Origin of the sequence: Embleya sp. NPDC020886, from assembly GCF_044333915.1 — a bacterium.
Classification (GTDB): Bacteria; Actinomycetota; Actinomycetes; order Streptomycetales; family Streptomycetaceae; genus Embleya.
Window position 1 is genome coordinate 852,553 of sequence record NZ_JBIRRX010000002.1, and the last position, 11,799, is coordinate 864,351.

14 protein-coding genes and 1 pseudogene are annotated in these 11,799 nt (G+C 69.3%); 10 read left to right on the top strand and 5 right to left on the bottom strand.

Translation table 11 applies throughout. The annotated features are described in order from the left end of the window. Window positions 1-24 precede the first annotated feature (24 nt). Genes ACH4U8_RS10445 through dmpG form a run of 3 tightly spaced genes read left to right on the top strand, consistent with a single transcriptional unit; the run spans window position 25 to window position 2,848 of the window. Window positions 25-849 carry a 2-keto-4-pentenoate hydratase gene (locus ACH4U8_RS10445; protein WP_379989043.1) on the top strand — a complete coding sequence of 275 codons (825 nt, stop codon included), beginning with the start codon at window positions 25-27 and terminating at the stop codon, window positions 847-849. After that, entirely contained in the window at window positions 846-1,847 is a 1,002-nt protein-coding gene (locus tag ACH4U8_RS10450) for an acetaldehyde dehydrogenase (acetylating) (RefSeq protein WP_395776807.1), read from the top strand. The genes ACH4U8_RS10445 and ACH4U8_RS10450 overlap by 4 nt, the downstream gene beginning before the upstream one ends. Further along, window positions 1,844-2,848 carry a 4-hydroxy-2-oxovalerate aldolase gene (gene dmpG / locus ACH4U8_RS10455; protein ID WP_360313459.1) on the top strand — a complete coding sequence of 335 codons (1,005 nt, stop codon included), beginning with the start codon at window positions 1,844-1,846 and terminating at the stop codon, window positions 2,846-2,848. Before ACH4U8_RS10450 ends, dmpG begins: the two co-directional genes overlap by 4 nt. A gap of 130 nt (window positions 2,849-2,978) precedes the next feature. Here dmpG and ACH4U8_RS10460 read toward each other — a convergent pair whose 3' ends face one another. The 4 genes from ACH4U8_RS10460 to ACH4U8_RS10475 all read right to left on the bottom strand — a co-directional run bounded on the left by ACH4U8_RS10460 (window position 2,979) and on the right by ACH4U8_RS10475 (window position 5,281). Continuing rightward, the gene (locus ACH4U8_RS10460) at window positions 2,979-3,185 is read right to left on the bottom strand and encodes a hypothetical protein (RefSeq protein ID WP_395776809.1); all 207 of its coding nucleotides are present in this window, start codon (window positions 3,183-3,185) and stop codon (window positions 2,979-2,981) included. A gap of 81 nt (window positions 3,186-3,266) precedes the next feature. Then, window positions 3,267-3,953: a hypothetical protein gene (locus ACH4U8_RS10465; protein ID WP_395776811.1), complete on the bottom strand. Its 687-nt coding sequence runs from the start codon at window positions 3,951-3,953 to the stop codon at window positions 3,267-3,269. A 180-nt stretch (window positions 3,954-4,133) separates the two neighbouring features. Beyond that, window positions 4,134-4,394: a helix-turn-helix domain-containing protein gene (locus ACH4U8_RS10470; RefSeq protein WP_395776813.1), complete on the bottom strand. Its 261-nt coding sequence runs from the start codon at window positions 4,392-4,394 to the stop codon at window positions 4,134-4,136. Beyond that, window positions 4,394-5,281: a helix-turn-helix transcriptional regulator gene (locus tag ACH4U8_RS10475; RefSeq protein ID WP_395776815.1), complete on the bottom strand. Its 888-nt coding sequence runs from the start codon at window positions 5,279-5,281 to the stop codon at window positions 4,394-4,396. The genes ACH4U8_RS10470 and ACH4U8_RS10475 overlap by 1 nt, the downstream gene beginning before the upstream one ends. A 303-nt stretch (window positions 5,282-5,584) precedes the next feature. On the opposite strand from ACH4U8_RS10475, the gene ACH4U8_RS10480 reads away from it, so the two are divergent. The 7 genes from ACH4U8_RS10480 to ACH4U8_RS10510 are packed head-to-tail and all read left to right on the top strand — an operon-like array spanning window position 5,585 to window position 10,929. Next, the gene (locus ACH4U8_RS10480) at window positions 5,585-5,899 is read left to right on the top strand and encodes a hypothetical protein (protein ID WP_395776817.1); all 315 of its coding nucleotides are present in this window, start codon (window positions 5,585-5,587) and stop codon (window positions 5,897-5,899) included. Between the two features lie 36 nt (window positions 5,900-5,935). Further along, on the top strand, window positions 5,936-7,231 hold the full coding sequence (locus tag ACH4U8_RS10485; protein ID WP_360313466.1) for a Rieske 2Fe-2S domain-containing protein: 1,296 nt from the start codon (window positions 5,936-5,938) through the stop codon (window positions 7,229-7,231). Then, window positions 7,224-7,760: an aromatic-ring-hydroxylating dioxygenase subunit beta gene (locus ACH4U8_RS10490; protein ID WP_395776819.1), complete on the top strand. Its 537-nt coding sequence runs from the start codon at window positions 7,224-7,226 to the stop codon at window positions 7,758-7,760. Before ACH4U8_RS10485 ends, ACH4U8_RS10490 begins: the two co-directional genes overlap by 8 nt. Window positions 7,761-7,781: 21 nt before the next feature. Further along, a complete protein-coding gene (locus ACH4U8_RS10495; RefSeq protein WP_360313470.1) occupies window positions 7,782-8,657 on the top strand; it encodes a VOC family protein in 876 nt (291 codons plus the stop codon). Window positions 8,658-8,707: 50 nt separating this feature from the next. After that, window positions 8,708-9,574, top strand: coding sequence for an alpha/beta fold hydrolase (locus ACH4U8_RS10500; RefSeq protein ID WP_379989041.1), 867 nt, complete (start codon window positions 8,708-8,710; stop codon window positions 9,572-9,574). A 22-nt stretch (window positions 9,575-9,596) separates the two neighbouring features. After that, entirely contained in the window at window positions 9,597-9,971 is a 375-nt protein-coding gene (locus ACH4U8_RS10505) for an SDR family oxidoreductase (RefSeq protein WP_395776821.1), read from the top strand. A gap of 31 nt (window positions 9,972-10,002) precedes the next feature. Further along, window positions 10,003-10,929 (top strand): PDR/VanB family oxidoreductase, encoded by a 927-nt coding sequence (locus tag ACH4U8_RS10510; protein ID WP_360313474.1) that lies wholly within the window; start codon window positions 10,003-10,005, stop codon window positions 10,927-10,929. A gap of 344 nt (window positions 10,930-11,273) precedes the next feature. On the opposite strand, the pseudogene ACH4U8_RS10515 reads toward ACH4U8_RS10510, so the two are convergent. Then, window positions 11,274-11,560 (bottom strand): annotated as a pseudogene (locus tag ACH4U8_RS10515) (transposase); the annotation flags it as partial. Window positions 11,561-11,799 lie beyond the last annotated feature (239 nt).

Genomic DNA, 11,799 nt, shown 5'->3' on the forward strand with positions numbered 1-11,799 from the left:
CTCGGCGGCCGCGACGATGCCGGCATGACCAGTACTTCCCCCTACGACGAAGACGCGGTGCGAGCCGCCGCCGAACGGCTGCTCGAGGCCGCCGAGACCGGCATTCCCTGCGCCCCGGTCCGCGACCTGATCGGTCCGGGCGACCTGGCCGCGGCGTACGGCGTCCAGCGTCGCGTCGTCGCCGACCGGCTGGCCCGCGGCGCCCGGGTCGTCGGCCGCAAGATCGGCCTCACCTCCACCGCCGTCCAGCGGCAACTGGGCGTCGACCGACCCGACTTCGGAGTGCTCTTCGACGACATGGGCCACGCCGACGGCCAGGTGATCCCGTACCGCACGGTGCTGCAACCCCGGGTCGAGGCGGAGGTGGCGTTCGTACTGGGCGCCGATCTCGCCGACGGGCCGCTCGGCCTCGACCAGGTGCGTGATGCCATCGACTACGCGGTCGCGGCCCTGGAGATCTGCGGCAGCCGGGTGCGCGACTGGGACATCCGCTTCGCCGACACCGTGGCCGACAACGCCTCGTCGGGCGCGTACGTCCTGGGCACGGTCCGCAAGAGCCTCGACGAACTTGTGCCGCGCGAGGTGCGGATGACCATGACGGCCGGGGGAGAGGTGGTCTCCGCCGGCACCGGCGCCGCCTGCCTGGGCGACCCGATCGAGGCGGTGGCCTGGCTGGCCCGGCAGGCCCGAGACCTCGGCGATCCGCTGCGCGCCGGGCAGCTCGTGCTCTCCGGAGCGCTGGGGCCGATGCACCCCGTGGCGCCCGGGGACAACGTCCGCGCCGACATCACCGGGCTCGGCGCGGTCGCGATCGACTTCGGCCCGGACTTCGACGAGGAGGGTTCATGACCAGGACCAAGGTCGCCGTCATCGGATCGGGCAACATCGGCACCGATTTGATGATCAAGGTGCTGCGCACCGCCGAACACCTGGAGATGGGTGCGATGGTCGGCATCGACGCCGACTCCGACGGCCTGGCCCGCGCCCGCCGGCTCGGCGTCCCGACCACCCACGACGGGGTCGAGGGGCTGATCGCGATGCCCGGATTCGACGAGATCGGGATCGTCTTCGACGCCACCTCGGCCAAGGCGCACGTCCACAACGCGGCCCGGCTGCGGCCGTACGGCAAGCGGCTGATCGACCTCACGCCCGCGGCGCTGGGACCGTACGTCGTCCCTGCGGTCAACCTCGAACAGCATCTCGACGCCGACAACGTCAACATGGTCACCTGCGGCGGCCAGGCCACCATTCCGGTGGTCGCGGCGATCGGCGCAGTGGCCCCGGTCGCCTACGCCGAGATCGTGGCCTCCATCGCCTCGAAGTCCGCCGGACCGGGCACGCGCGCCAACATCGACGAGTTCACCGAGACCACCTCGGCCGCGATCGTCGAGGTCGGCGGCGCCCGGCGCGGCAAGGCGATCATCGTCCTCAACCCCGCCGAGCCCCCGCTGATCATGCGCGACACCGTTCTGGCGCTGGTCCACGCGCCCGGCCCCGACACGGTGGAGGAGATCCGGGAGTCGGTGGCCACGATGGTCGCCGCCGTCGCCGAGTACGTGCCCGGCTACCGGCTCAAGCAGGAGGTCCAGGTGACCCCCGTCCCCGCCGACCTACCGGTGGAGACCCTGCTGGCTTCCGGCACGGACCGCCCCACCCACCAGGTCTCGGTATTCCTGGAGGTCGAGGGCGCCGCCCACTACCTGCCCGCCTACGCCGGAAACCTCGACATCATGACCTCGGCCGCGCTCCGCGTCGGCGAACGGATGGCGGCCCGCGACGCGGCCCGCGGCCCGGACGCCGACAACGGCCGCGGCACCACCCGCCGGCACGTGGAGGCCGCCTCGTGAGCACCCCGATCCTCGTCCAGGACGTCACCCTGCGGGACGGCATGCACGCCGTCCGGCACCGGATCACCCCTGCGGACGTCGCGCGAATCGTCGCCGCCCTCGACCGGGCCGGTGTGGACGCCATCGAAGTGGCGCACGGCGACGGCCTCGCCGGCGGCTCGCTCAACTACGGCCCCGGCTCACACAGCGACTGGGCCTGGATCGAAGCCGCCGCCTCCGTCCTGGAGCGCGCCCGACTGACCACCCTGCTGCTGCCCGGCGTCGGCACCATCCACGACCTGCGGCGCGCCTACGACCTGGGGGTCCGCTCGGTCCGCGTCGCCACGCACTGCACCGAGGCCGACATCTCCGCGCAGCACATCGCCGCGGCGCGCGAACTCGGCATGGACGTCTCCGGATTCCTGATGCTCTCGCACATGGCCCCGCCGGAGGCACTTGCCGAACAGGCCCGGCTGATGGAGTCGTACGGCGCGCACTGCGTCTACGTCACCGACTCCGGCGGCCGGCTCACCATGAACGACGTCGCCGCCCGGGTGCGGGCGTATCGGGACGTGCTGCGGCCGGAGACCGAGATCGGGATCCACGCCCACGAGAACCTCTCGCTCTCGGTGGCAAATTCGGTGGTCGCGGTGGAGAACGGCTGCTTCCGCGTGGACGCCTCGTTGGCCGGGCACGGTGCGGGCGCCGGGAACTGCCCGCTGGAGGCGTTCATCGCGGTCGCCGACCTGTCCGGCTTCGCCCACGGCTGTGACCTGTTCGCCCTCCAGGACGCGGCCGACGACCTGGTCCGTCCGCTCCAGGACCGCCCGGTCCGGGTCGATCGCGAAACCCTCACCCTGGGCTACGCGGGCGTCTACTCGTCCTTCCTGCGCCATGCCGAAGCCGCTTCCGCGCGCTACGGCGTGGACGTGCGCGACCTCCTCATGGAGTGCGGCCGGCGAGGCTTGGTGGGCGGCCAGGAGGACATGATCGTCGACATCGCCCTGACCCTGTCCGCCTGACGGCCCGCACGGCCCCGGAGCGCGAAACCGAAGGTGCGCAACGGTGTTCGCAAGGTACACGCGCCGACGGACGGACGTTACCGGGGACTTCCGGGACATCGCGCGGTGACACCGTGAGCACCGTGCAGGACTACAAGAACCTGCGTGGCGGGATCGCCCGCGTCACCGCGAGCGGCTGGACGCGGTGTTCGCGGGCGAGGCCGCGTCGGGCGCGCCGACACCACCCGACCGGGATGGATCGGCCGACGACGTGGGTGATGATCGCCAGGTACGGCTCGGTGTTGGTGTTCAGCGCCCGCAGCGCGTCCCGTTCGATGTCCGCGCGGTGGGTGGTCATCGTCGGGTCGGTCCGCCGCGGAGAGGGATGTCTTCTCGCCCGGTGTGGTCATTCCGGCATGTACGACACTCAGGGTTTCCATCACGAGGATTCCTTGTGCTTCGTGGGGGCGGCGGGCCACGGCCGTGCCTGTCGTCCCCGCCGATGCGACGCCGTGTGTCGGTGTGCCCCGCTGGGCTGCCCGGCCGCCGGGCCCGGGCGACGGCGTGGCCGCGCCGGGACGGGACCGCGGCGTGTGCGAGGGCGCCCGCCCGGGGCCGACGTCGCGCCGGGGTGTGGGGATGCGTCGGCCATCAGCTCCAGCGCGTTCGCCCGGTCCCCGACCCCGGCACACGTATAGGCGGCGGTGCATCGCATCTGCGCGTAGGCGGCGGCCTGTTGCGGTGTGGTCAACCCGGTGGTCTCCCCCGCGCGTGGCCGTGTCCGGCGTGCCGCGTCCGGCGTGCCGCGTTGCGCCGTGGCCTCCCGTCCCTGGTGACGCAACACGATGCCGAGCATCCGCGCCGACGAGGCGGCCGGCGGCGATCCGCTGTGGTGGGCGTACACGGTCGCCCGATCGGCGGCCGTCCGCGCCCGCTGGTACCGGCCGATCTTGGAGAGGGTCTCGGTGGTGAGGTCGTGGCACGCGGCCGGACGGGCGAACGCGTCCGGGTCGGCCGCGCTGTCGGCGTGGGCCTGCCCGGCCGCGACCAACTCCGGCAGGGCCACGCCCAGTCGGGCGTGATCTGTCGTACAGCCCGCGAGCCTGCGCCAACCCGACGAGAACATCCGCTCCCGGTCGTGGGGAGGAGCGGACGGCGATGGACGCGAGCGCCTGATCGACCCCGCCGAGCACGGTCGCGGGGACGGCCGCGAGCGAAGCGGTCGGCGGGCAGCGTCGGCGGATCCGATCGCCCTCCTCGTCCCGCCGCACGGCGGTCCGGGCCACCCCAACCGGTATCGGCGCGCTCACTCCCAGTACCGCACCCGGTACCCCGCCGGCATGTCCACGGCGCCGGCCGACCCGCGCAACACCGCCACGTCCACGCCCGAACGCGCGCCCGACTCCAACCGGGAGACCCTCGACGCGGAGCAACCCACGATCGAACCCATGTCGCGCCGCCGCCAGTTCCGCGCCAACCGTCCGATCCGCACCAGACCCCCGACATCGCCACGCGCGGCGAGTAGCCGCACCCGCGGCGCGTCCCACGGCGGACGGAGCTCGGCCATCACAACCCCCGGGGCGCGCAGACGCTGCCGCCCGGGGATGCCGGGAAGCCGTCGGCAACCAAGGCGGCGAGCCTTCGCGCGAGGGTCGAACCGGCTTCCACCACGTGGATGAACAGGCTCAAGCCCGGGTCGTGTGTGACGTCGAGGCGCTCGTAGGGGAGCTTGAGGTCACCGATGGCCGGATGGTTCACATGCACGTCTCCCGAGCGATGGTGGACGATGTTGTGATCGTCCCAGCGGGACCTGAACTCCGGGCTGCGCAAGTTGAGATCGAGGATGAGCTTGGAGAGTTCGAGATCGTCGGGATGACGTGTGGCGTACCACCGGAGCGCTCCCACTGTTTCGTCGGCGACACGCTCCCATCGGCACTCGAAGGCTCGGCTGACCGGGTTGAGGAAGATGAAGCGTGCCCGGTTGCCCTTGTCTTCGGGGTTGGCGAACAGGGGCGCGTAGACCGCGCGGGCTTCGCGGTTCCCGGCAAGGAAGTCCATGCGGTAGTTGGTGATCCACGCCGGCAGTGGACCGAGCGCATCGGTGATCACCTGTAGTGCCGGGCGTACGGCATCGCCGTGGTGATCCTGTGCCCTGGCGGCCGTCGGAATCTTCTCCACGGAGTGCGCGAGGTCGTGGAGGTGCGTGGCCTCGAGATCGTTGAGGCCGAGGGCGCGCGCGATGGCGCCCAGGACGGCCTCGGAGACACGCACTTTCTGACCGCGTTCCAGGCGGGCGTAGTACTCGACGCTGATGCCGGCGAGCGCGGCCACCTCTTCCCGTCGGAGCCCGGGTACTCGCCGCCCGATGCCGGTCGCACCGTTGAAGCTTGTCGGGTTCACGCGTGCACGGCGGGAGCGGAGGAAACCTCCCAGGTCACTGTCTTCGGCTGCCATGGTCCGAAACTGTACGCCCGCGATGGCCGAACACGTACTGCCAGTACGCGTTACTTGGACCGCGTAACGACCGGCTCTGCCACGCGGCGGGCAATTCCCGCCACACTAAAGCCACCCAGTTTCCGGTGATTCCGGTGCGGCACCACAACCGCCTCGGCGCCTGAACTGACGAGATCTGTCTGCACACGAGATCCGGGCACCGACCGCGGTCTACGCGACCACAGAACGATCGAATCCGTCCCGGATCCTCGGCGCAAGGAAACAGCACCGTCTTCGCCGAGCGAGATCTTGAAGTGAGCACACATGACATCGATCGCAGAAACCCTCGGGCACAGCGTGGACCGTTCGTCGCATTTTCGTGCGCGGCGGCTCGGACACGTCGACCTGCTCCGGGTGAATCTCGTGAACGTCAGCGCTTTCAATCGCGATATCGCGGGTGTGGGCGTGCACCATCGCCAAGGCGAACGCGGGTTCTCTTACACGAACGGCAACACCCACCACGATCTCGAACTGCTCGACGCACGCTCCGCAGTTCGTTCTCGGCCGAACCACCTCGCATTCGAGCTCGAGGCCGGACCGTCGCTCGCGGATGCCCCGGCGAGGTTCGGACATGTGTGACAGCCCGATGCGACTGTCTCGAAGGGAGACAAACCCATGACCGCGCAGGCAGAACATCCGACGCCACCCGTCGACGAGCACACGCGCACCTCGCCCATGCTCGTGCCCCGGAGGAACTACACCGATCCCGGCCTCTACGAGGAGGAGCGGGTCAAGATCTTCCGGCGTACCTGGCAGCTCATTTGCCATACCTCCGAGCTCCCCGAGGCGGGCAGCTACCGGACGGCCAGGATCGCCGGAGAACCGGTTGCGGTGTGGCGCGGCACCGACGGGGTCATTCGCGGTTTCCACAACGCATGCACCCACCGCGGCGTCGAGGTACTCCTCGGCGCCAAGGGCACGTGCCCGGGTTCGGTGAAGTGCATGTATCACGCCTGGACTTTCAGCGACAAAGGCGACCTCGTCGGGGTGCCGTTCCCGCGGGCCTATGGTGAGGGCCTCGACAAATCCGAGTACGGCTTGACACCGGTCAAGGTCGCGGAGTTCGCCGGACTCGTTTTCGCCGCCATCGACCCGGCCGTCGAGAACTTCGAGGATTATCTGGGCGAGGCGGCGCGGTACCTCCGGGAATTCATGGACGGCACCGAGGTCATCGGTCGTGCCCGATGGGACTACCCGGGCAATTGGAAGCTGTGGACCGACAACTTCCGGGACAACTATCACCCGCAGTTCCTGCACCGCATGATTGCCGACGGCCGCGGCGGCATGCAACCCGGCAAGAATTACGAGCTGGCCAGCGGCCACTCGATGCTGACGTTCCCGGCGTACGGCGGCTTCAACATCGAGAAGTACGCCGCCGGCCTGTCCGCCGAACTGGGTGAGAACCTCACGCTGACGGTCGAGGACTCCGCCAGTCGCGGCCATACCGCCCAGGAACAGGAAGCCCGACTCGCGGCGTGGGAGCGGGACGTCCGACACGGCAACACGATCTTCGCGGTCTTCCCGAACTTCGACCTGCAGTACGACGCCGACGGCAGCAGCATCTTCCTGGAGGTTGCGACTCCCCTCGGCCTGGACAGCACGGTCGTGGAACTCATCGTCCTGGGCAAGGTCGGCGAGTCGGCGGCGGAGCGCCGGCGCCGCCTGGAGACCGGCGCCGATTCCCAGGGCTCCTGGGGCAAGATCACCGCCGACGACCTCGAGGCGGCGGTACGCGCTCAGAGCGGACTGCAGGGCACCAGCCTCGAGACCTCCCACATGGGCCGCGGTCTCAAGCCGGGCAAGGTCGGCGACAAGTTCGACGAGTACTCGCTGCGGTGCTTCCACAAGCTCTGGAATTCCTACATCAACGAAGAGCCCATCGTGTTGGAAAAGGGGTTCGTCCATGAGTGAGCAGCAAGTATTCGAGCATGAGGTGCTGCAGCCGCCGACGGCGCCGACCAGTGGCACTCGCACATACGACCCGGCCCTGCTGGAACGGGTGCGTGCCTTCTACGCCGATTGGGCGGCGTGCCTGGACGAGGACCGTTACCGCGACTGGCTGGGGCTTTTCCACAAGAACGCCGAGTACTCCGTGACGGATCGGGAGAACACCGACACGGGCCTGTACCTGACGAAGGAGCGCGGGATCGTCGCGCTTCAGGTCCGCGCGGCCTACCTCTCCGGGTACTGGCGCATGCAGCGGAAGCCCCGAGTCCATCTGATCGGCAACCTGCGCGTCTTCGTCGAGAGCGACGGCACTCTCAACGTGAAGGCGAGTGTGGTGTTGGTTCGCACCGGCCTCGACGGACACTCCCGGGTCCACGCCGCCGGCACGTACGACGACCTCCTGGCCGGGAAGGGCGAGGGCTTCGAGATCCTCCGCCACGCGGTGGTTCTCGACGCCGACGTGCAGCCCTATGACATGACCGACATCGTCTGATCGTTGGATAGGGGACCCGTCATGAAACAGGACCGATATATTCGCGCGCTCGGTTACGTCGGATTCACCAGCGCCCGACTCGAGGACTGGCGAACATTCGGCACAGGCATTCTCGGACTCCAAGACGTATCCACGGCCGACGCGGCCGAGACGGAACTGCGCCTTCGCATGGACGAGCGCTCGTGGCGGATCGCCGTCGCGGCAGGCGCCGAGGAGGGACTCGCGTACCTCGGCTGGGAGACCGCGTCACATGACGCACTCGCGGCGCTCGTCGACCATCTCACGACGCACGGCTTCGACGTGGTCGAGGAGACGCCGCAGGTGGCTCGACACCGCGGGGTCGCGGAGCTTTACAGCAGCCACGATCCGGACGGCAACCGGGTGGAGTTCTACTGGGGCCCGAGCGCCGATCCGGATCCGTTCCACTCACCCGCGGGAGTGGAGTTCGTCGCCGGCACGCTCGGGGTGGGCCACATCGTGCTCCGCACCGTCGAGTTCGATGCCTGCAACGAGTTCTACCGCGACGTCCTCGGATTCGGGCTCAGTGACTACCTGATCGCGCCGCCGCGGCTGATCAACTTTCTGCACGTCAACGAGCGCCATCACAGCCTCGCCCTGATCCAGGGTGACCCTGCGGCGCCCTCGGTCAGCCACCTGATGCTCGAGCCGACGCACATCGACATGGTCGGCCGAGCGCTGGATCGCGTATACGCCTCGGGTGCCAAGCCGGTGGTCGGACTCGGTCGGCACGTCAACGACCGGATGATCTCTTCCTACCTCGAGACGCCGTCCGGCTTCAGGCTCGAGTACGGCGCAGGCGGTCTGCTGATCGACCCCGCGACGCACATTTCCACCAACCACACCGGCGACAAGGTGTGGGGACACCAGCGTTACTGACCGACTCGACGGGTCGATCGTCGAGTTCTCGCAGCAAGAGAGGCGGACCGATGTCCGTGAACAGCATGTGGAACGACCTGGTCGGTGCCTCGATCGGGTACCGAGGCAAGGAGTTCAAGACCCGTGTCATCGAGGCCGGCGAGGGGGAGCCGCTCATCCTCATGCACGGGAACGGCGGCCACGCCGAGGCGTACAGCCGCAACATCATGCGGTTGAGCAAGCATTTCCACGTCATCGCCATCGACCTGCTGTGGCACGGCTTCTCCTCGGGCCGACCGTTCACCACCGAGATGGTGCCGACCTACGCCGAACAGCTCATCGACCTGATGGACTCGATCGGCGCCGACACCGCCCACCTCGAAGGCGAGTCCCTGGGTGGCTGGGTGAGCATGTGGGCGGCACTGCACTACCCCGACCGCGTCGGAAAGATCATCCTCAACACGACCGCCGGCGCCGAGGTCGAGGATGGGCGCGTCACGCCGGAGCGGCTCGCGGCCGGCGACGCCCTTCGGGCGCGCTCGCTCGCCGCGATCGGCGACCCGACCCGCGAGACGGTCCGCAAACGGCTCGAGTGGCTGATGGCCGAGCCGGACCGCGTCACCGAGGAACTCGTCACGCTGCGGCAGTTCTTCTACCAGCGCCCCGAAACCCGCGAGGGCCTTACGAACGTCATGCAGAACAGCTTCCGGTCCGACTCTCCACACCGCATCACCCCGCAGATGCTCGGCCGGATCCGACAGTCGACCCTGGTGCTCTGGAGCGACCACAACCCCGGCACCGGTCCGGAGTTCGGCCGCAAGCTCGCCTCGCTCATCCCCGACGCGCAGTACGCCTGCATCGCGGACGCCGGCCACTGGCCGCAGTGGGAGAAGCCCGAGGAACACGACTCGGTCGTCACCGAGTTCCTCCTCGCCTGAACCACCGCATCCGACCACCTCTGTGGCGACACCGCGGGACCTGTCCGGCGGCGTAGCGGCCCTCGACCGCAGGCTCCCGAACACGCTCCGGTCGACCCTGACCGGATGGAACAAGGCTCGCGCGCGGGAAGCGGCTCCCCACGGCGTCACCGCCGACGTCGTGCTGCCGGGCCGGACCGACACTCCCCGTATCCCCCGGCTGGATGCTTCCCGCGCGGAGCGTGAGGGCATCTCCGCAGACGCTGCCGCCCGGGCGAGGATCGTCTCCATCCCGCCGGGCCGCTGCGGAGATCCCCCCGAGTACGCCGCGGCGGTTGCCTTATCGGCGAGTTCGCGCGCGGGCTGTATCACCGGCACCGCATTGCGTGTCGACGGCGGCTCGATCCCATCGGTGTGACCTTCTGAGCAGGGAAATGGAGGAAAGAATCATGCAGTTGTTGGTGAGACAGATCCGATGGGAGGCCGCGGGGGTCGTCTCCCTCATCCTGGTGGATCCGATCGGGCAGGACCTGCCCGGATGGCAACCGGGGGCACATATCGACCTGACGGTCGGCGACGGCTCGGTCCGGCAGTATTCGCTGTGCGGTGACCCGGACGACCGGAAGTCCTACCGCATCGGCGTCCTGCGGGAGGCCGATGGCCGAGGCGGTTCCCGGTTCATCCACGACCGGTTGCGCGTCGGCGCACTGATCGACGTGGCGGGTCCTCGCAACCACTTCCCGTTCGACCCGCCTTCGCGCATCCGCTTCGTGGCCGGCGGCATCGGCATCACCCCGCTGATACCGATGATTCGGGACGCGGAGTACCGAGGACTGGACTGGAAGCTCACCTACGGCGGCCGCAGCCGGGCCTCGATGGCGTTCCTCGACGAGCTCGACTCCTCGCGGGTGCACGTGCATCCCGCCGACGAGGCCGGGCCGATGGACCTCGACACGGCACTCGGTGACCCCTGCCAAGACACCGCGATCTACACCTGTGGCCCGGGCTCGCTCCTCGACGCCGTCGAGGAGCGGGCCTCCTCCTGGCCGCAGGGCGCGCTCCACCTGGAACGCTTCTCGGCTCCGCCCGCCGTGCCCGTGGCCGGCGACGTACCGTTCGAGGTCCTGGCCAAGCGCAGCGGTATCACGGTGACCGTGCCCGCCGACGGGAGCATCCTCAAGGCACTCGACGACGCCGGCGTGAACACGCTGAGCTCCTGCTCCGAAGGGATATGCGGGGCTTGCGAGACGCTCGTGGTGGAGGGCAAGCCCGATCACCGCGATCACGTTCTCACGGAAGAGGAGAAAGAAAGCGGCGAGTACATCATGATCTGCGTCTCGCGCGCCTGCACCAAACGGATCGTCCTCGACATCTGATTTCGAATCAGCCAGTGGGAAGGCTGAGTCGACAACGATCGAATCGCCGCACCGACCAGATGATCCGCCGCCGCGCATACAGGAACGTCCAAGGGCCCTCGAAGCCGAAATCCGAGCCTGAGCCAAGAACTGGAACGAGGACCCGAACCGTTCCGTCGGCCCCGGATCCCCGCACCCCCGCGAGGCGACGCAGGGCCCGCCGCCGGCAGCTCCGACTCGGCGGACCCGGCCGGCTCCTCCGGCTCCTGCGCGGCGGCGGGGCAGGTGGCGGCGGCGCGTTCGCCCAAGCCGGGGCGCCCGTCGGACAGGGCCCACTCGAGCGCGGCGTCCGTGTCCACCGATTCGTTGGGCCGCGCAGCCGCGGGCCGACGTCGACCGAGGACGATCCGGCCGTCCGCGACCCGGTCAGCGGCAGCCGCGCGAGCGCTTTCCGCAGGCGTACCACGTCGATCCGGCCGTGGTTCACGGCGTCGTACAACGCTCCGTGTCCGCGCCGGTACTCGGATGCAAGGGAGAGTCCGACCAGCGTCCTGACCGGCCCGTCCACGCCCAATACCGCATCCGCGAGTTCGAACAATGCGTCGCCGCGCCGGGTCAGGCAGACATGGAACTTGCCTCGGAAACGGGACAGTTACGCGAGTGTCTCAACGCCGGCAGCGGATCAGCCGACGTCAGAGCCTGCCACCGATCCCGACCACGCATGCGCCGCACCGTCGCCGGCGACACCCACCCAAAGCCCCACACCGTCAACTCCCGAGACCTGGCCCGTTCCCGCTCAGCCGGCGCCCACCGCGCCGAGTCGTATTCCGGCCGCACCACCACCGCTGCGCCGGGATGCTTCCGGTACTCGGTGCACCTCGAGGTGTTCCG

Excerpts from the sequence above, each read along its gene's own strand:
- ACH4U8_RS10445 (WP_379989043.1), top strand. The coding sequence starts at position 25 with ATGACCAGTACTTCCCCCTACGACGAAGACGCGGTGCGAGCCGCCGCC.
- ACH4U8_RS10450 (WP_395776807.1), top strand. The coding sequence starts at position 846 with ATGACCAGGACCAAGGTCGCCGTCATCGGATCGGGCAACATCGGCACC.
- ACH4U8_RS10460 (WP_395776809.1), bottom strand. The coding sequence starts at position 3,185 with ATGACCACCCACCGCGCGGACATCGAACGGGACGCGCTGCGGGCGCTG.
- ACH4U8_RS10465 (WP_395776811.1), bottom strand. The coding sequence starts at position 3,953 with ATGTTCTCGTCGGGTTGGCGCAGGCTCGCGGGCTGTACGACAGATCAC.
- ACH4U8_RS10470 (WP_395776813.1), bottom strand. The coding sequence starts at position 4,394 with ATGGCCGAGCTCCGTCCGCCGTGGGACGCGCCGCGGGTGCGGCTACTC.
- ACH4U8_RS10475 (WP_395776815.1), bottom strand. The coding sequence starts at position 5,281 with ATGGCAGCCGAAGACAGTGACCTGGGAGGTTTCCTCCGCTCCCGCCGT.
- ACH4U8_RS10480 (WP_395776817.1), top strand. The coding sequence starts at position 5,585 with ATGACATCGATCGCAGAAACCCTCGGGCACAGCGTGGACCGTTCGTCG.
- ACH4U8_RS10485 (WP_360313466.1), top strand. The coding sequence starts at position 5,936 with ATGACCGCGCAGGCAGAACATCCGACGCCACCCGTCGACGAGCACACG.
- ACH4U8_RS10490 (WP_395776819.1), top strand. The coding sequence starts at position 7,224 with ATGAGTGAGCAGCAAGTATTCGAGCATGAGGTGCTGCAGCCGCCGACG.
- ACH4U8_RS10495 (WP_360313470.1), top strand. The coding sequence starts at position 7,782 with ATGAAACAGGACCGATATATTCGCGCGCTCGGTTACGTCGGATTCACC.
- ACH4U8_RS10500 (WP_379989041.1), top strand. The coding sequence starts at position 8,708 with ATGTCCGTGAACAGCATGTGGAACGACCTGGTCGGTGCCTCGATCGGG.
- ACH4U8_RS10510 (WP_360313474.1), top strand. The coding sequence starts at position 10,003 with ATGCAGTTGTTGGTGAGACAGATCCGATGGGAGGCCGCGGGGGTCGTC.